Source organism: Ewingella sp. C233, from assembly GCF_055407225.1.
The window spans coordinates 1-18,364 of the sequence record NZ_JBUZRI010000001.1 but is presented as its reverse complement, the minus strand read 5'-3'; the positions used below and the strand labels follow the sequence as shown (position 1 = coordinate 18,364).

At 53.7% G+C, this 18,364-nt stretch carries 16 protein-coding genes and 1 rRNA gene; 14 read left to right on the top strand and 3 right to left on the bottom strand.

The annotated features are described in order from the left end of the window. The first annotated feature begins 38 nt into the window (after positions 1-38). Entirely contained in the window at positions 39-1,043 is a 1,005-nt protein-coding gene (gene proX / locus ACZRKO_RS00085; RefSeq protein ID WP_463735252.1) for a glycine betaine/L-proline ABC transporter substrate-binding protein ProX, read from the top strand. 67 nt (positions 1,044-1,110) lie between these two features. After that, entirely contained in the window at positions 1,111-2,106 is a 996-nt protein-coding gene (gene proX / locus ACZRKO_RS00080) for a glycine betaine/L-proline ABC transporter substrate-binding protein ProX (RefSeq protein WP_463735251.1), read from the top strand. 79 nt (positions 2,107-2,185) lie between these two features. Here proX (ACZRKO_RS00080) and ACZRKO_RS00075 read toward each other — a convergent pair whose 3' ends face one another. After that, positions 2,186-3,058, bottom strand: a complete 873-nt coding sequence (locus tag ACZRKO_RS00075) for a LysR family transcriptional regulator (RefSeq protein WP_463735250.1) — start codon at positions 3,056-3,058, stop codon at positions 2,186-2,188. Between the two features lie 179 nt (positions 3,059-3,237). On the opposite strand from ACZRKO_RS00075, the gene ACZRKO_RS00070 reads away from it, so the two are divergent. The 7 genes from ACZRKO_RS00070 (at position 3,238) to emrB (ending at position 10,661) form a co-directional block, all read left to right on the top strand. Further along, positions 3,238-4,422 carry an MFS transporter gene (locus tag ACZRKO_RS00070; RefSeq protein WP_463735249.1) on the top strand — a complete coding sequence of 395 codons (1,185 nt, stop codon included), beginning with the start codon at positions 3,238-3,240 and terminating at the stop codon, positions 4,420-4,422. Positions 4,423-4,618: 196 nt separating this feature from the next. Further along, the gene (locus tag ACZRKO_RS00065; RefSeq protein WP_463735248.1) at positions 4,619-5,374 is read left to right on the top strand and encodes an AzlC family ABC transporter permease; all 756 of its coding nucleotides are present in this window, start codon (positions 4,619-4,621) and stop codon (positions 5,372-5,374) included. Further along, a complete protein-coding gene (gene ygaH, locus ACZRKO_RS00060; RefSeq protein ID WP_463735247.1) occupies positions 5,364-5,705 on the top strand; it encodes an L-valine transporter subunit YgaH in 342 nt (113 codons plus the stop codon). The genes ACZRKO_RS00065 and ygaH overlap by 11 nt, the downstream gene beginning before the upstream one ends. A 170-nt stretch (positions 5,706-5,875) precedes the next feature. Beyond that, the gene (mprA, locus tag ACZRKO_RS00055) at positions 5,876-6,397 is read left to right on the top strand and encodes a transcriptional repressor MprA (RefSeq protein WP_463735246.1); all 522 of its coding nucleotides are present in this window, start codon (positions 5,876-5,878) and stop codon (positions 6,395-6,397) included. 22 nt (positions 6,398-6,419) lie between these two features. Beyond that, complete coding sequence (locus ACZRKO_RS00050) at positions 6,420-7,874, top strand: efflux transporter outer membrane subunit (RefSeq protein ID WP_463735245.1); 1,455 nt, start codon at positions 6,420-6,422, stop codon at positions 7,872-7,874. Between the two features lie 28 nt (positions 7,875-7,902). After that, positions 7,903-9,099, top strand: coding sequence for a multidrug efflux MFS transporter periplasmic adaptor subunit EmrA (gene emrA, locus ACZRKO_RS00045; protein WP_463735244.1), 1,197 nt, complete (start codon positions 7,903-7,905; stop codon positions 9,097-9,099). 17 nt (positions 9,100-9,116) lie between these two features. Further along, positions 9,117-10,661: a multidrug efflux MFS transporter permease subunit EmrB gene (gene emrB / locus ACZRKO_RS00040; RefSeq protein ID WP_463735243.1), complete on the top strand. Its 1,545-nt coding sequence runs from the start codon at positions 9,117-9,119 to the stop codon at positions 10,659-10,661. 96 nt (positions 10,662-10,757) lie between these two features. On the opposite strand, the gene ACZRKO_RS00035 is transcribed toward emrB, so the two are convergent. Continuing rightward, positions 10,758-11,891 carry a tRNA/rRNA methyltransferase gene (locus ACZRKO_RS00035; RefSeq protein WP_463735242.1) on the bottom strand — a complete coding sequence of 378 codons (1,134 nt, stop codon included), beginning with the start codon at positions 11,889-11,891 and terminating at the stop codon, positions 10,758-10,760. A gap of 234 nt (positions 11,892-12,125) precedes the next feature. Here ACZRKO_RS00035 and trxC point away from each other — a divergent pair, with 234 nt between their 5' ends. The 5 genes from trxC to ACZRKO_RS00010 all read left to right on the top strand — a co-directional run bounded on the left by trxC (position 12,126) and on the right by ACZRKO_RS00010 (position 17,993). After that, entirely contained in the window at positions 12,126-12,545 is a 420-nt protein-coding gene (trxC, locus tag ACZRKO_RS00030; protein WP_463735241.1) for a thioredoxin TrxC, read from the top strand. Positions 12,546-12,695: 150 nt separating this feature from the next. After that, positions 12,696-13,400 carry a tRNA-uridine aminocarboxypropyltransferase gene (locus ACZRKO_RS00025; RefSeq protein WP_463735240.1) on the top strand — a complete coding sequence of 235 codons (705 nt, stop codon included), beginning with the start codon at positions 12,696-12,698 and terminating at the stop codon, positions 13,398-13,400. A gap of 31 nt (positions 13,401-13,431) precedes the next feature. Next, the gene (locus ACZRKO_RS00020; protein ID WP_463735239.1) at positions 13,432-16,110 is read left to right on the top strand and encodes a bifunctional acetate--CoA ligase family protein/GNAT family N-acetyltransferase; all 2,679 of its coding nucleotides are present in this window, start codon (positions 13,432-13,434) and stop codon (positions 16,108-16,110) included. A 115-nt stretch (positions 16,111-16,225) separates the two neighbouring features. Further along, positions 16,226-17,581: a CDP-diacylglycerol--serine O-phosphatidyltransferase gene (gene pssA / locus ACZRKO_RS00015; RefSeq protein WP_463735238.1), complete on the top strand. Its 1,356-nt coding sequence runs from the start codon at positions 16,226-16,228 to the stop codon at positions 17,579-17,581. Between the two features lie 64 nt (positions 17,582-17,645). Then, the gene (locus tag ACZRKO_RS00010; protein ID WP_463735237.1) at positions 17,646-17,993 is read left to right on the top strand and encodes a YfiM family lipoprotein; all 348 of its coding nucleotides are present in this window, start codon (positions 17,646-17,648) and stop codon (positions 17,991-17,993) included. A 279-nt stretch (positions 17,994-18,272) separates the two neighbouring features. Here the strand turns inward: ACZRKO_RS00010 and rrf are convergent. Next, positions 18,273-18,364, bottom strand: a 5S ribosomal RNA gene (gene rrf / locus ACZRKO_RS00005); the annotation flags it as partial.

Here is an 18,364-nt window from a genome sequence, read left to right as displayed (position 1 = left end):
TCATAAGCCATAAACTTAAAAAAGAATAAGGGTTCACCATGCGCATCAACCATTTCAGGGCCATCGCTCTCGCTGTATCAATCACCACTCCCGCCGCGTTCGCCGCCGCCCCTCCGGGCAAAGGCGTCGTCGTCAAACCGTTGCAAAGCACCATCGCTGAAGAAACATTCCAAACCGAGCTGGTTAACCGGGCCCTGCAAAAACTGGGTTATGACGTGCAGCCCACCGGCGAAGTCGATTACAACGTGGCCTATACCGCTATCGCCGCCGGTGACTCGACGTACATGGCGGTGAATTGGGATCCGCTGCAAGTCGATATGTATGCCGCCACTGGCGGGGACAAAAAGTTCTACCGTCAGGGGACGTTTATCAGCGGCGCAGCGCAGGGTTATCTAATCGATAAAAAAACCGCTGACAAGTACCACATCACCAGCATTGATCAGCTGAAAGATCCCAAACTCGCCAAACTTTTTGATGCTAACGGCGACGGCAAGGCCGATCTCGCGGGCTGCGATCCGGGCTGGGAATGCGCAAAAGTCGTCACCAAACAGATTGAAGCTTACGGCCTGAGTAATACCGTGCAGCAGAATCAGGGTAACTATTCGGCCATCATTGCCGACACCCTGACCCGCTACAAAAGCGGCAAGCCGGTGCTCTATTACACCTGGACACCGTACTGGGTGAGCAACGAAATGAAACCGGGGAAAGATGTGGTGTGGCTGACGGTGCCGTTCTCGGCGAATCCGGGCTCGAACAAAGATCTCGATACCACACTGCCTAACGGCAAAAACTACGGTTTCCCGGTCAATAACGAACACATCGTGGCAAACAAACAGTGGGCCGAAGCCAACCCTGCCGCCGCCAAGCTGTTTGCCATCATGAAATTACCGTTGGCAGACGTGAATGCACAGAATCTGCGAATGCACGATGGTGAGTCTTCTTCGGCGGACATTTCGCAGCATGTCGATGGCTGGATCAAAGCGCATCAGGCCACCTTTGATGGCTGGGTGAGTGAAGCCGCGGCGGCCGCGAAAAAATCATAATCGGAACAGCGCTGCCCTCGGCGGCGCGTTTAAAACATAACAACGACGATAAACAGGACATTATTTTATGCGAAAGACAAACCTCTGGGCGGTTGCCGCCCTGACCACACTGGCATCAGCTTCGACCTTCGCCGCAGACCTGCCGGGCAAAGGCGTGACCGTTACCCCGATTCAGAGCACCATCAGCGAAGAGACCTTCCAGACTCAACTGGTCAGCAAGGCACTGGAAAAACTGGGCTATGATGTTCAGCCGATCCGCGAAGTCGATTACAACGTCGGCTACACCACCATTGCCGCCGGTGACGCTACCTTTACGGCAGTAAACTGGTCGCCATTGCATGATGAAATGTACAAAGCCGCAGGCGGTGACAAAGTCTTCTACCGCGAAGGCACCTACGTTAACGGCGCGGCGCAGGGTTATCTGATCGATAAGAAAACTGCGGAAAAATACCACATTACCAATATCGAACAGCTGAAAGATCCTAAGATCGCCAAGCTGTTTGATACCAACGGTGACGGTAAAGCTGACCTGACCGGTTGTACGCCGGGCTGGGGTTGTGAAGCCGCACTGAATGCGCAGCTCAAAGCGTACGATCTGGAAAAAACCGTGACGCACAATCAGGGGAATTACTCGGCCATGATTGCTGACACCATCACGCGTTATAAAGAAGGTAAACCTATCTTCTATTACACCTGGACACCGTACTGGGTGAGTGACGTGCTGGTACCGGGTAAAGACGTGCTGTGGATGCAGGTGCCTTTCTCTGTCGTACCGGGCGATAAAAATGCCGACACCGCCTTACCGAACGGTAAAAACTACGGCTTTAAAGTCAGTACTATGCATATCGTCGCCAACAAGAAGTTTGCTGAAGCTAACCCGGCCGCCGCAAAACTCTTCGCAATCATGCAGTTGCCGTTAAAAGATATTAACGCACAGAACTCTGCAATGCATGCCGGTCAAAGCTCTGAAGCGGATATCGCAAATCAGACTGACGGCTGGATCAAAGCCCACCAGGAAACCTTCGATGGTTGGGTGAAAGAAGCCGCAGCGGCAGCGAAGTAAGACAGCAGATCTGACGTAATACTTAAGATTTTACGTGAGTAGAAAGGCGCTGAATGCAGATTCAGCGCCTTTTTTATCGTCACTCCTCTTCCTGATCAAAGGCCAAGAAACGTTCGGCGGCCGCGCTAAGGCTCGGCTGCCAGACGCAAAATACCTGGCGCCGTGGGGCATTCTCTATCGGAATAGAGACCAGATCGGCGGCGTGGCGGGCGCGGGACAACGGCACGATGCCTGCGGCCAGCGATCGCCGCACGATGCTTTCAAGCCATTCAATATGGTCGATTTCAAAACTCACGTGACGGGTAACACCCGCCTCACCGAACGCGTTGTCAGTCTGACGCCGCGCGCCGGCACCGGCGTAGAAGTCCACCAGCGGCACCTGAGCGAGTTCGTTGAGCGTGATGGTAGGACGTAAAGCGTAGGCATGTGTTGGGCTGACCAGCGCCACCAGCGGCTCATCTGCCAGCTGGCGATGCGGAAGACGCAGCGTGGCTTTGTCCCCCGGCCAGATGCCGACGAACGCCACGTCCGTGCGCAGTTGCTGCACATCTTCCAGCAGTTTCTCACTCATGCCGACATACATACGAATATTCACCAGCGGGTAACGCCGGGTGAATTTCGCCAGCTGGCCGATGACATCTATCGCGTTCAGCGTTGAAATAATGCCCACCGTCAGGGTGCCGGTCACCTCGCCTTTCAGCGCTTCCATGGTATCGAGCAGATGGTTGTGCGCCGCAAGCAGTTGTTCCGCCGGGGCTAAAAATGCTCGTCCGGCCGCCGTAAGATTGACCCGCCTTGAGGTACGCTCAAACAGCGCACTGCCGAGCTCCTCCTCCAGTTTGGCGATCTGATGGCTGAGCGCTGATTGCACCGTGTGGCAGCGCTGCGCCGCCTTGGTAAAGTTCTGTTCCTGCGCCACGGCAAGGGCGAAGCGGATCTGTTTTAGATTCATCGATTCATCGCGAAATGAGATAGTTTAGATGAAAATTATACATTGGTTTACTATTTATGGTTGAGCGATACTCGCGGCGCTCCAACAGCACGGTGCTGATATTCAAATACAACCTGCAGCTTTATCTGACACGCTTCACTTAAACAAAAACTCAAAACAAAACGTAAAACGAAAACATCATGAAAAATTCGACTCAACACTCTCCGCTAACGCCGGGACTGATCGTTCTGATGGCTGTCGCCACCGGACTGGCCGTCGCCAGTAATTATTATCCCCAACCTTTACTTGAGACTATTGCCCGGGCTTTTGACCTTTCCGTTAATCAGGCCGGTTTTATCGTCACCATTGCTCAGCTCGGCTATGCTTTTGGCTTGATGTTCTTAGTGCCTTTGGGCGATATGTTTGAACGTCGCAGTCTGATTGTGGTGATGACCATCCTTTCAGCCGCCGGTTTGCTTATCACCGCGATGGCGCCGACGCTGACGGTCATGCTGATAGGGACCGCGCTCACCGGGTTGTTCTCGGTAGTCGCGCAGATCCTGGTGCCACTGGCAGCCACGCTGGCAGAACCTGAACGGCGCGGTAAAGTGGTCGGGCTGATTATGTCCGGCCTGCTGCTCGGTATTTTACTGGCACGAACCGTCGCCGGTTTGCTCGCCACGCTTGGCGGCTGGCGCACGGTGTATTGGGTAGCCAGTGCGCTGATGCTGGCGATGGCGCTGATACTGTGGCGTCGTCTGCCCACGCACAAACAGCATACTGGCCTGAATTATCCGCAGTTGCTGAAATCGATTTTTAGCCTGTTTCTGCACACGCCAGTCTTACGTACCCGCGCGCTGCTTGGCCTGTTCTCCTTCGCCAACTTCAGTATTTTGTGGACCTCCATGGCATTTCTGCTGGCGGGTCCGGCGTATCACTACTCCGAAGGCGTGATTGGTCTGTTTGGTCTGGTCGGCGCGGCCGGTGCCTTAGCAGCAACCCGCGCCGGGCAGCTGGCGGATAAAGGCAAAGCTCACCTGACCACTACCGTAGGGCTGGTACTCTTGCTGCTGTCATGGGCGGCGATAGCTTATGGTCAGCATTCGGTGATTGCGCTGGTCGTCGGGATTATCGTGCTGGATCTGGCCGTGCAGGGCGTACACATCACCAACCAAAGCGTCATCTATAAGTCGATGCCCGAGGCGCGTAATCGCCTGACGGCCGGTTATATGACCACCTATTTTATCGGCGGCGCAATAGGCTCCCTGGTGTCGGCGTCGGCGTTTCAATGGGCGGGCTGGTATGGTGTTTCCACCGCAGGCGTGGTCATGAGCGTCCTGAATTTGCTGACCTGGTGGTCGGGCCATAAAGATAAAATGGCCTGAGGGTTCAGAGCCTATTTCCACCTGCTGAAGAAAACTGACAACACGGGGCGATCATCACGCCCCTGATTAGCTTGCGAATAATCATCGCTGAAATTTATTTCCCACTGAGGGTATTATCACTACTGACAGTCTGGTAATGTTTGCCCATAAATTATTCACGGGTGAGATATCCCGTCTTCACTGCCCTGATTGCCTAATGCCAACCCACACAGCACAAGACACTTCAGCCCCTGTTCGCGTCTCCACGTTTACGCAAGGCGTTGTCGACAGTCTGCCTATTGTTATCGGTTATCTCCCTATCGCGTTTGCCTTCGGTCTGAGTGCGGTGAAACTGGGTTTCACACCGCTGGAAAGCACCCTGTTTTCAGTGCTGATTTATGCCGGAGCCAGTCAGTTTGTGATCACAGCCCTGCTGAGTGCCGGGATGTCGTTATGGGTTTCAGCCCTGACGGTGATGGCGATGGACGTGCGCCACGTTCTGTACGGCCCTTCCCTGCGCAACCGCCTGACGGGTGGACGCCTGAACGGCAAGAAAACCGCATTGTGGGCTTTCGGCCTGACCGATGAGGTGTTTGCCGCCGCCACCACCAAACTGATTCGTGATAAACGCAGCTGGAGCGAAAACTGGATGTGCGGCATCGCGCTCACGTCCTGGCTGGCCTGGGTTTTTGGTACCGTTATCGGTGCGCTTTTCGGTAATGGCCCGCTGGAAAACTACCCTGCCGTCGAGGCTTCTCTCACCTTTATGCTTCCGGCCCTGTTTCTGAGCTTCCTGCTGGCCGCCTTTAAACGTCAGCAAAGTCTGGTATTCGTTGCCTCTCTGGGTGGCGCACTGGGCGGTCTGCTGTTCTGGTCTATCCCCGTGGCGATTTTGTGCGGACTAGGCGCGGGTTGTATCGCCGCGCTGCTGCAACGTCCCGCTGCTGAACTGGAGGCTGCCAATGAAAACTGAAGTGATCCTTGTGTGCGGGGTCGTCGGCATCGCGAATTATCTTTTCCGCTATCTGCCGCTGCGCCTTGGCGCGGGCCGCAAAACGGGCGCGATGAAAAGTGGCCCGCTGGCGCGGGTACTCGACAGCATTGGTATTGCCTCTATCTGCGCCCTTCTTGTGGTCTCCAGCACGCCGGAGATCCTGCGTGACAGCCAGCGTTTATTGCCCACACTTGCCGGTTTCGTGGTACTGACGCTGGTATTCTGGCGCAGCAAAAGCATCATTTTATCTACTTTGGTTGGTGCGGTAGCGTACGGACTGGTCTTCAAAGTGATGTTACCAACTGGCTGAAAAACAAGCGTTTCGGTCATCTTTCGCGGCGCAGAACACAAGCTTTAAATTTCGAATAATTCACCGTCGTTATGAATCACACTTAATGCTAAAGCTTTGGGGGGTCATAACATTGATATTATTAATTACCGTCGTTACTATGTCATTCGTAACTAATGAGGTTTCTCGTCATGGACAGCTCCTTCGCGCCAATTGAACACATGCTAAATTTCCGGGCCAAGAAACAGAAAGACTTTCCTTATCAGGAAATTCTGCTGACCCGGCTCTGTATGCATATGCAAAGTAAATTGCTGGAAAACCGCAATAAAATGCTGAAAGCACAGGGGATCAACGAAACGCTGTTTATGGCGTTACTGACTCTTGATGCACAGGAAAGCCACAGCATTCAGCCTTCCGAACTGAGTTCTGCGCTGGGCTCTTCCCGTACTAATGCGACACGGATTGCGGATGAGCTTGAGAAGCGCGGCTGGATTGAACGCCGTGAAAGCGATAACGACCGTCGATGCCTGCATTTGCACCTGACGCCGGACGGGGAAGCCTTTATTCAAAAGGTTCTGCCACCTCAACATAAGAGCCTGCATCTTCTCTGGTCTACCCTTGACGCTGATGAACAGAAGCAGTTAGAAACCCTGACCCGCAAACTGTTATCTCGCCTCGATCAGATGGATGTCACTGCGACACAATTACTTTAATTTCTGTTCAGGTAACCCAAACATGTCACTCCAAGCCAGCTGGAGACTTACGCCGCTGTTCGCCGTTTTACTTTTGGCGGGCTGCGCCTCCAGCGATAACATCGCGCCTCAGTCAACGTTGCTGGACAACCAGCAACTGAAACTGGCCCAGCCTAAAGTCAGTTCGCTGTCCATCAGTTCACAGTGGTGGCGCAGCCTTAACGACCCGCAACTTGATAACCTGATGACGACGACGTTGCAAAACTCACCGTCACTGCGTCAGGCAGCGGCTCGTGTGCGTGAAGCGCAGAGCGTGGTCGGTGAAGCCAGCGCAGCCAATGGGCCCTACCTGGATTTAAACGGAACCACCAAGCGTGAGCGTGTTTCCAAAAATACGATCCCGCCGTTCCTGACCAGCTACCCCGATGCGCCAATCTTCGACAGCACCAATACGCTGGGGCTGAACCTGAGCTATGAGTTTGACTGGTGGGGTAAATACCGCAATCAGGTCAATGCAGCGAAGGCTCAGGTGGATTCAGCCCGCGCCGAACAGGCACAGGCTGCCCTGACGCTGACCAGTTCTGTCGCCTCGGCTTACTATCAGTTGCAGGCCAATCTGGCGGTACAAAAAGTCCTGCAACAGGAAGTGGATAATAATCAGCATCTGGCCGATTTGCGCAAAGCCCAGTACAAAGCCGGGATTTATGGCATCGATGTGCCGCAGCAAACTCAGGCACAGGCTGACAGCGCACGCCAACAGATTATTGAATCCCAGTCACAGATTGATCAGTTGAAACATCAGCTGTCAGCGCTGGCGGGCCTCGGTCCGAACGCAATGAATAATCTGCACACGGTTCCCCTGCCTGCCGCAGACGCCATCTCTCCGAAAGGTGAGCTGACCATCGACTTACTGGGCAAACGCCCGGATATCGCCGCGCAACGCGCGCTGGTTGAGTCCTATTCACAACGTATTCAGGCGGCGAAGAAAGAGTTCTATCCGAGTCTGTCGATCAGTGCGTTTGGTGGTTTCAATACCACAAACTACGGCGGTACCTCGCCAAACCTGCTGGACGCAGCCAGTAAAGCCTGGAATATCGCGCCGGCTATCTCGCTGCCAATTTTCCATGCGGGTGCCCTGCGCGCCAAGCTGGGCGAAGAATCTGCGCTCTATGACCAGTCGGTCGAGTCTTACAATCAGACCATCCTGTCTGCTATCCAGCAGACTGCGGATGCGATGACCATCGCAAAAAGTAGTGTCGATCAATTGCAGCAAGCGTCGTCAGCTGTGAAGTCGATCGAAGATGTGTATCGGGTTGCCGATGCGCGTTACAAAGCAGGCGTTATTGGACGGGATGAGTTGTTAACCGGCCAGTCAGCGCTCTTGCAGCAACAACAGGCCCAACTGAACGCCAGCAGCAATTTGTTGCAAGCCAAAATCAGTTTAATCCGCGCGCTTGGGGGGGGTTATCAGGCCCCGGCAGCGGAACAAAAATCATAAAAAAACAAGACTCAGCGTGGAGAAAACCATGAGCGAAAATGCGGGCATTCAGGCGACGCCACCGCAGGATTCGGTTGTTGCGAAACAACCAACCAAGAAAAAGAAATCACGCAAAATTGCATTGCTGTTCTTAACGGGGGTTTTTGTCATTATCGCCATCGCCTACCTGCTTTACTGGCTGCTGGTGTTACGTCATTTCCAGAGTACCGATGACTCCTATGTCTCCGGTAATCAGGTACAAATCATGGCGCAGGTCTCAGGGAGTGTGACCAGCGTGAATTTTGACAGCACTGATTTCGTCAAAAAAGGCGATCCTTTGGTGGTGCTGGATCCGACCGATGCCGAACAGGCTTTCGAGCGGGCCAAAACCGGCCTGGCAAACAGCGTGCGCCAGACTCACCAGTTGATCATCAATGGCCGTCAGTATCAGGCTAATGTGGCGCTGCGTCAGACTCAACTGCAACAAGCGCAGACTGATCTGAAACGCCGCGTGGTGCTGGGTAATGTCGATGCTATCGGCCGCGAAGAGCTGCAACATGCGCATGACGCCGTTGACAGCGCTAAAGCGCAGCTCGACGTTGCGGTTCAGCAATACAATGCCAATCAGGCGATGGTGCTGAACACCCCTGTCGATCAGCAGCCGCAGGTTCTGCAATCCGCCGCACAGGTACGTGATGCCTGGCTGGCACTGCAGCGTACCCGCGTGGTCAGCCCGATCGACGGTTATGTATCACGCCGTTCGGTACAGGTTGGTCAGCAAATTACCCCGGGAACTGCCCTGATGGCTGTCGTTCCGGCGAATCATATTTGGGTTGATGCCAACTTTAAAGAGACGCAGATTGCCAATATGCGTATAGGCCAGGCGGCTACCGTTGTCAGCGATATGTACGGCGACAACGTGACCTATAAAGGCAAAGTGGTCGGTATGGATATGGGTACCGGCGGTGCGTTCTCTCTGTTACCGGCACAGAATGCAACCGGCAACTGGATCAAAGTGGTTCAACGTCTGCCGGTACGTATCGAGCTGGATGACGAGCAGGTAGCAAAACATCCACTGCGTATCGGTTTATCTGCGCTTGTTACAGTAGATACTCAAGATCTCAACGGTCTGGTGCTGGCCGATAAAGTCCGTACCGAACCACTGTACCAGACTACGGCGCTGACGCTGGATCTGGCGCCGGTTAACGCCATTATTGCTGATGTTATTCATGCAAATGCAGGCTGATACCCTCGGAGGCCTTTGTGGCAATTAAACCGCTTTCAGGCGCGCCGCTGGCCTGGATGACGGTGGCGCTGTCAATGGCCACCTTCATGCAGGTACTGGACTCGACGATCGCCAACGTGGCGATCCCGACGATCGCCGGTAATTTGGGTGCCTCAAACTCACAGGGCACTTGGGTTATCACGTCGTTCGGGGTCGCTAACGCGATCTCAATTCCGATCACCGGGTGGCTTGCGAAACGCATCGGTGAGGTCAAGCTGTTCCTGTGGTCTACGGTGCTGTTTGCTATCGCCTCCTGGTTGTGCGGGATTTCCAACAGCTTGGAAATGTTGATCTTCTTCCGTGTGATCCAAGGCGTGGTGGCAGGTCCACTGATCCCGCTATCACAAAGCTTGTTACTGAATAACTATCCGCCAGCCAAGCGAAGTACCGCCTTAGCGCTCTGGTCGATGACGGTGATCGTGGCGCCTATCTGTGGCCCGATCCTCGGCGGTTATATCAGTGATAACTTCCACTGGGGCTGGATCTTCTTTATCAACGTGCCAATTGCCATTGTGGTTGTCGCACTGACGTTGAGAACGCTGAAAGGCCGCGAAACGCCCACACAAATACGCCCGATCGACAGCGTCGGTTTGGTGTTACTGGTCTTGGGGGTTGGTTGCCTGCAGGTGATGCTTGACCGCGGTAAAGAGCTGGACTGGTTTAACTCCACGGAAATTATCGTGCTGGCCGCCGTGGCGGTGGTGGCGCTCTGCTTCCTCGTGGTCTGGGAGCTAACGGACGACCACCCGATTGTCGATCTGTCGCTGTTCAAATCGAGAAACTTTACTATCGGCGTGCTGTGTATCAGCCTGGCCTACATGCTCTACTTCGGCGCTATCGTCCTGCTGCCGCAGTTACTGCAGGAGGTATATGGCTACACCGCGACCTGGGCGGGTCTGGCCTCTGCGCCAGTCGGGATCCTGCCGGTCATGATGTCGCCGATCATCGGTCGCTACGCCCATCGCCTCGATATGCGCTGGCTGATCACGTTCAGCTTTATTATGTACGCGGTGTGCTTCTACTGGCGCGCCTATACGTTTGAACCGGGGATGGATTTTGGGGCTTCTGCGTGGCCGCAGTTTATTCAGGGCTTCGCGGTCGGCTGCTTCTTTATGCCACTGACCACCATTATTCTGTCGGGGTTACCACCAGAACGTATGGCGGCGGCATCGAGCTTGTCGAACTTTATCCGTACACTGGCCGGTTCAATTGGTACATCCGTCACCACTACCATGTGGGCTGATCGCGAGTCGCTGCACCATGCGCATCTGTCGGAAAACATCACAGCGTTTAACCCGGCCGCACAGCAGACTTACTCGCAGCTCGAAGGGATGGGAATGAGCCACCAGCAGGCATCAGGCTGGATAGCACGTGAGATAACCAATCAGGGGCTGATCATTTCCGCCAATGAGATTTTCTGGTTATCGGGTGGCGCCTTCCTGATATTGCTGATTTTGATCTGGTTCGCCCGACCGCCGTTCGGAGGTGCGGGAGGCAGTAAAGATGGTGGCGGTGCGCACTAATCTGCGTTTCGCCGGAGATTTTACTGAAAGCAGAAAGCAAAACGGACGCCCTGAGGCGTCCGTTTTTTTATGGCTTTCACAGCATAACCCTGAAGGTTAAGCCTTATTCTGACGCCACCAGTCGGCCAGCAAAATACCGGTCGCAACGGAAACGTTCAGACTTTCGACTTTACCGGTGCCACCAATAGAGACGTTGATATCGCCCTGCTGCCACGCGCTGTCGGATAAACCATCACTCTCTTCGCCCAGCACCAATACCATTTTGGCTGGCAGCTCGGCTTTACCGAGTACCGTACCTTTATGGCTTGAGGTGGTGACGATGGTGTAACCGGCTTTACGGAAGCTGGCCAGTACATCGAGGAAGTTGTCAGCGCTGATCGCTTTAATGTGCTCCGCGCCGCCTTCAGCGGTACGCACTGCAGCACCAGATTCCAGCAGAGCCGGATCCTGTACCACTAAACCGTTCACACCAAAGTGCGCACAGCTTCGCATAATACCGCCGAGGTTATGCGGGTTACCGACATTTTCCAATGCCAGCACGCAGTCTTTTTCCGGCGCAGTTTGCAGATACGTATCCGCATCCAGACCCAGACGTTTTTTAATCAGGAAGCAAACGCCGCCGTGATGTTCTGTGCCTGAAGCTTTGGCCAGTTCATCATCTTCAACGACGTGGTAAGCCTTGCGGTTTGCTGCCATCCAGCGCAGCGCTTCGCGAAAACGCGGCGTCACAGATTGTACGAACCAGGCACGGACGATAGAGTCCGGGCGGCTGGCGAACAGCGCCTGACAGGCGTTCTCGCCGTACACGCGGGTCTCTTCCTGACGCTGACGGCGCAGTTGCTCCGGATCGATAAAGCTTTTACCGCTGATGCCGCCGTGATCCGGTGCAGACTCATCGTCCGGTGCACGGGAAACGGTTTTCCACGGTGAGGAATACGGGCCGTCGTCGTCACGGTCAGAACGCGCCGGACGCGGTGCATCGCGGCCTGTACGCTGCGGGCGAGCATCGCCACGGCGAGCGTCAGGACCACGTGAATCACCACGGGTATCGGTGCTGCGACGCTCATTGCGGCGGGCATCGTCTGGACGGGATCCGGTACGCGGCTTGTCGCCAGGACGTCCTTTATTGTTAGAAGGACGTTTATCGTTATTGCGGTTATCGCCGTCGTCGTCACTGCGGACGTACATCACTTTGACTTTGCCGTTTTTGCCACTGAATGAATCGTTCATTTCTCTCTCCACCTACGCGCTGGGCGCGAAGATTACCTGATGTCTGTGTGGTAAGCCACTTGCTTTGGACCAAAAGCTAAAAACTATCGTATTCATTGAGTAAACCGCGTTGTCCAGAATGCGGTCTAACTTCATACTGGCAACATATAAGCAACATATCAGCCCCGTCGTTCACCACTTATTGGTGTCGGGTTGATCCGACTCTCACGACTGAGCAATGCAGAGGCTAATTTTATGAATACGATTTGTACTTCATGCCAGGCTACCAACCGCCTGCCTGAGGATCGTATCGACGACGGCGCAAAATGCGGCCGTTGCGGTCACTCCCTGTTTGAAGGCGAGGTAGTTCACGCTACGGCAAGTACGCTGGATAAATACCTGCAGGATGATTTGCCGGTAGTTATCGATTTCTGGGCACCGTGGTGTGGCCCTTGCGTGAACTTCGCGCCCATCTTTGAAGATGTCGCGCAGGAACGTGCCGGTAAAATCCGTTTCATTAAAGTGAATACAGAAGCAGAGCCTGAGCTGAGCGCGCGTTTTCGTATCCGCAGTATTCCGACCATAATGGTGTTCAATGACGGCAAAATGGTCGACATGCTGAGCGGCGCAATGCCTAAAGCGCCATTCAACAACTGGCTGAATGAATCATTGTAACGCATAAGTCCGGATTAAGCCCCCGGCCAATGGCCCGCCAGTGTGCGGGCCTTTTTCTTTTCGTCAGAGCGGACACTTTACGCCGATATGCCACTATCACTGCGCACCAACGCCGATTAGAATAGCCGGTTTTCTACCTGCGGAATGCTTATGTCAGACAATGCCGTTCTTCGCCTGCGTGAGCAGCGCCTTGCCAAATCCACCCGGCCGTTCCTTGCGCGCGGTTCGCGTGCTATCCGCTGCCAGGCCTGCCTGCTGCCTAAACGCAACTGCATCTGCGCCACACGAGAAATTCATCAGGCCGCCAGCCGTTTTTGTCTGGTGATGTTTGATACTGAGCCAATGAAACCTAGCAATACCGGCCGGTTGATTGCTGACGTTCTGCCCGATACACAGGCATTTATGTGGTCGCGCACGCAAACGGATCCCGCGCTGCTTGAGGCCATTTCAGATCCGTCCCGCCAGCCGTATGTCGTTTTCCCGGCATCTTTCGCACCGCCGCCGCGTCAGGTGTTTACCGAAGTCCCGGCGGGCAGTAAACCGCCTTTGTTTATTATGCTCGATGGCACCTGGAACGAAGCGCGTAAGATGTTTCGCAAAAGTCCCTATATGGATAATTTGCCGGTTTTCTCTCTCGATGTAAGCGCCAGCTCCGGCTATATTCTGCGGGAAGCCTCACGCCCTGAATTACATTGCACCGTAGAAGTGGCCGCCGCCTTGCTGGAAAAAGCCGGTGATATTGAGGCGTCTGCAGGACTGTCGCGGCACTTCACCCATTTCCGCACGCAGTATCTGGCGGGAAAACCCCATCATCTGGTGCATCAGCTCACAGCAAAAGAGAACGAAACCCTCTAGAATCAGTACGACACTGATATCCGGAGGATAAATGAGCCAGCGCGGACTAGAAGCATTATTACGACCTAAATCTATTGCAGTGCTTGGCGCGAGTGACAAACCCGGCCGCGCCGGTTATCTGATGATGCGTAATTTGCTGGGAGGCGGCTTCAATGGGCCGGTTCTGCCAGTGACCCCCGCTTACCATGCGGTTTGTGGCGTGTTGGCCTACCCGGACGTTGCCAGCCTACCCATCACTCCCGATCTGGCCATCCTCTGTACCCGCGCTGAACGTAATCTGCCCCTGTTGGAACAACTCGGGGAGCGCGGTTGTAAAACAGTGATTGTGCTCTCTTCCCATTCCCAACAGTTTTCAGCGCTTAAAGCCTGCGCCCAGCGTTTTCATATGCGCCTGCTAGGGCCGAACAGCTTAGGTATATTGGCCCCCTGGCAACGACTGAATGCGAGCTTTTCTCCGGTGCCAATCTTGCCCGGAAAACTGGCTTTTATTTCGCAATCGGCCGCCGTCGCCAATACAATACTGGACTGGGCTCAACAGCGGGCCGTAGGCTTCTCCTACTTTATTTCGCTGGGAGACAGCCTGGATATTGATGTTGATGACCTGCTGGATTTTCTGGCGCGTGACAGCAAAACCAGTGCAATCCTGCTCTACCTCGAACATATCAGTGATGCACGCCGCTTTTTGTCTGCCTCGCGCAGCGCCTCACGTAATAAACCTATTCTGGTGATTAAAAGCGGTCGCAGTGCGCAGGCGCAAAAGCTGCTTAATAGTCCTTTAAGTCTCGATGCTGCCTATGATGCTGCTATTCAGCGTGCCGGTTTGCTGCGTGTACAGGATACGCACGAGCTGTTCTCTGCCGTAGAGACGCTGAGCCATATGCACCCCCTGCGGGGTGAGCGCTTGCTCATCATCAGTAATGGTGCCGCCCCGGCCTCGATGGCCCTTGACCAGTTACTGTCCCGCAATGGCAAGCTGGCCACGATAGGAGAAGAGACGGCAGCGGCGCTGCGGGCCGTATTGCCTGAAAGCATCACGATATCGAATCCCATCGATCTGCACGATGACGCCACGCCGCAGCGCTACCAGTCAGTGCTTACTCCGCTACTAGACAGTATGGACTATGATGCCCTTCTGATCATTCATGCGCCAAGCGCAGCGGCACATGGCACCGTGACGGCAGAACAAGTGATTGCCACGCTGCATAAGCATCCCCGAGGGAAACGTGTGACCGTGCTGACCAACTGGTGCGGCGAGCATTCATCACAGGAAGCGCGCAAACTGTTTACCGAAGCCGGCGTGCCGACCTACCGCACACCTGAAGGTACGGTAACGGCGTTTATGCATATGGTCGAATACCGTCGTAATCAAAAACAGTTAAAGGAAACCCCGTCATTGCCGGTTGGGTTGCAGCAAAATACCGATGAGGCGCACCGTTTAATTACTCAGGCACTGACAGAAGGCGCCACGCAGCTTGATACCCATGAAGTGCGAACCATTTTTCAGGCCTACGGGCTGGATGTTCTGCCGACCTGGATTGCCGGTGACAGTGCCGAAGCCGTGCATATCGCCGGGCAGGTAGGCTACCCGGTCGCGCTGAAACTGCGTTCGCCGGATATTCCACACAATTCGCAAGTTCAGGGCGTGATGCTTTATCTGCGTACATCGAGCGAAGTCGAGCAGGCCGCTAACGCAATCTTTGATCGCGCAAAACACTCATTTCCTCAGGCGCGTATCCACGGTTTGTTAGTACAAACTATGGCTAATCGGCCCGGCTCACAGGAGTTACGCATTGTCGTTGAGCAGGATGCGGTCTTTGGCCCCATCATTATGCTCGGTGAAGGCGGCAGCGAGTGGCGTCCTGAAACGCAGGTGGCGATCGCATTACCTCCGCTGAATCTGGCGCTGGCACGCTATCTGGTTTTGCAGGCCGTGAAAGGCGGCAAAATACGCGATCACAATGCTTCCCGACCGCTGGATGTCCAAACGCTGAGCCAGCTGCTGGTCAAGGTGTCCAACCTGATCGTCGATTGCCCACAAATTGTCCGGCTGGATATTCATCCGTTGCTGGCATCGGGCGATGAGCTGAACTTGCTTGATGTCACGCTACAGCTCTCTTCGATCAGCGACAGTACGCACTCGCGGCTGGCTATCCGCCCTTATCCGCAGGAGTTGGAAGAGCACGTCACGCTGAAAGATGGTTTAGCCTGCCAGTTCCGCCCTATCCTGCCGGAAGATGAGCCTTTGCTAAAAGCCTTCATTCTCAAGGTGACCAAAGAAGATCTCTATTATCGCTATTTCAGTGAGATCAACGAGTTTACCCATGATGATTTAGCCAACATGACGCAAATCGACTACGATCGTGAAATGGCCTTCGTTGCTATTCGTTCGGTGAATGATAAATCGGAAATTATTGGGGTGACGCGAGCAGTCTCAGATCCGGACAATATTGATGCTGAATTCTCCGTGCTCGTTCGCTCAGATTTGAAAGGCCTCGGGCTTGGCAGGCACCTGCTGGACAAGATGATCAAATACACCTCAGACCATGGCCTGCAACGTCTGACAGGGATCACGATGCCGAATAATCAGGGCATGGTGTCTCTTGCCAGAAAGCTCGGATTTGATGTAGATGTGCAGTTGCAGGATGGGATTGTTAACCTGTCTTTGAGCCTCAAACCCAGCCAGAACGTCGCCGCTCATGGTCACAAATAGGCAAAACATGCGCACAACTGGGAGCACTAATGGTATTATCCACCGATTATGCGGTTTACATAGTTCTTCCTGTGCCGCTATCGCTATTACCTGAAGAGAGAAGAAGCGCACAGTGATGTTGTCAAAATTTAAACGTAATAAACATCAACAACACCTTGCTCAACTGCCAAAACTCCCCCAATCGGTTGACGCTGTACAGACCTTATACTGCCCAATGGATTTCCGTACCACGCTGCTTGAGGCCATCGCCCGCGCAACGCAACGGATCTACCTTGTTGCACTCTACCTTGAGAATGACGATGGCGGGCGTGATGTGCTTTCGGCGCTTTATGCTGCCAAGCAACAACGGCCTGAGCTTGAGATCTGTGTGCTGGTTGACTGGCATCGTGCTCAGCGTGGACGCATTGGCGCCGCTGCCTCGAACACTAACGCTGACTGGTATTGCAGCATGGCGCAACAGCATCCAGACCTTTCGGTCCCCATTTATGGCGTGCCTGTTAACACCCGGGAAGCATTAGGCGTTCTGCACCTCAAAGGTTTTGTCGTCGATGACCGCGTTATTTATAGCGGTGCCAGCCTCAATGACGTCTATTTACATCGTCATTCGAAATACCGCTACGACCGCTACCATTTACTGATGAACACCACTCTGGCAGAAGCTATGGTCGATTTCATCAGAAAATCAATCCTCAGCGCGAGCGCAGTTCAGCGACTGGATCGTGAAGATCGCCCTAAAAGCATCGAAATTAAAAATGAGACCCGCCAGTTTCGACAATCCCTGCGCGACAGCAGTTATCATTTTAAAGACAGCGCAGGCAACGATGAACTGGCCGTTATTCCTTTAGTTGGTTTGGGTAAGCAGAATTCACTTAACCGCACCATTCACCACCTGATGGCCAGCGCCGACCAAAAATTAACGCTGTGTACGCCTTATTTCAATATGCCAGCACTGCTCGCAAGAAACATTATTGCGCTGCTGCGTCGCGGTAAGCAGGTAGAAATCATTGTGGGCGATAAGACGGCGAATGATTTCTATATACCGCAAGATCAGCCGTTTAAAATTATTGGTGCCTTGCCTTATTTGTATGAAATCAATTTGCGTCGTTTTTTGAGCCGATTACAGCGGTTTGTCGACAGCGGTCAGTTAATTGTTCGCCTGTGGAAAGATGGTGAAAATAGCTATCATCTCAAAGGGATGTGGGTTGATGACCGCTGGCAGCTTATTACGGGTAATAACCTTAATCCCCGTGCCTGGCGGCTGGATTTAGAGAACGCTATACTTATTCATGACCCGCATAATGAGATGCAAGTTCAGCGTCATAAAGAACTTGAGGAAATACGTGTGCATACCCACATCGTCTCGCATTACATGGAGCTTGAAAGTATTCCGAATTACCCGGTCAAAGTCCGTAAGCTTATTCGACGTTTGCGTCGTATCCGAATAGATAGATTAATCAGCCGGATTTTATAATCCGCGATTATACTAAGAGCCTGATCGTCGTGATCAGGCTTTTTTTATGTCAGGAATATATACCATGCTTATTTCTATTCCTCGTCTGGCCCTGCTTGGACTCTGCACTCCTGTTTTGCTGTGCGGCGGTTGCACCCATTTCGCCAATGACAGTTGGTCCGGCAAAGATAAAGCTGAGCATTTCGCTGGTTCAGCGATATTAGCTGCCGCGGGTACTGCCTATGGGGAACATCAGGGGTGGAATGATGCGCGGAGCCGCTCTTTCGGTCTGCTCTTTTCGATAGGATTAGGCGCAGGGAAAGAGTTATATGACAGCCGTGAAGCCGGTACAGGGTGGAGCTGGAAAGATTTTGCATGGGATGCAGCCGGAGCCGTGGTGGGTTATGGGGCTTATCAGGTCATACATCATTAAAACGTTATAGCGAATACAGTAAACGCGATCGTTAAACGTCCATTGCCTACTTCGTAAAATCCCCATAGCAAAAAACCCCAGTCTTTCGACTGAGGTTTTCCACTAATTTGATGCCTGGCAGTTGATGACCCACTTCGTGCCTCACCCTTCGGGCCGTTGCTTCGCAACGTTCAAAAGGCATAGCCTTTTGTCCTACTCTCTTCTCGTGTAGCCAACATCCTGATAGCAATAAAGACAAAAGCCCCGTACGCAAGTACGGGGCTTTTGTCTTTATTTGATGCCTGGCAGTTCCCTACTCTCGCATGGGGAGACCCCACACTACCATCGGCGCTACGGCGTTTCACTTCTGAGTTCGGCATGGGGTCAGGTGG